This window comes from Streptococcus pseudopneumoniae (assembly GCF_001068775.1).
Taxonomy (GTDB): domain Bacteria; phylum Bacillota; class Bacilli; order Lactobacillales; family Streptococcaceae; genus Streptococcus; species Streptococcus pseudopneumoniae_N.
The window spans coordinates 1-313 of sequence record NZ_JWAJ01000037.1 but is presented as its reverse complement, the minus strand read 5'-3'; the positions used below and the strand labels follow the sequence as shown (position 1 = coordinate 313).

The 313-nt window shown below is 41.5% G+C and carries 1 pseudogene; it reads right to left on the bottom strand.

Features of this window, described 5'->3' with window-relative positions:
* Positions 1-313: pseudogene (locus ADF68_RS01520) on the bottom strand (IS5/IS1182 family transposase); the annotation flags it as partial.

The window sequence follows — 313 nt, the reverse complement described above, 5'->3', positions numbered from 1 at the left end:
AGCCTGACTATCATGAACATTTCCTGCTTCAACCGTATAAGCCAAGGCCCAACCATGCTTATCACAAGCCACTTGGGCAGAATAGGCAAATACTTCCTTGTGTTCGCCCTTGTGAAACCAACCACACTCGGGATCTGTTGTTGAGATTTTCTTTTCTTTTGCCTCACTTTCTTTTGCGGGCTTTAAGGACTTTTTTGCGTGTTTTTTCCGATCTAAATCAATCTCAACTGCCAATTGTTTACTCATAAATTTAGCTTGTTGCTCTACCATTTCCTTACGATACTTGTGACTATTAGCTGCCGCTTTGATATGG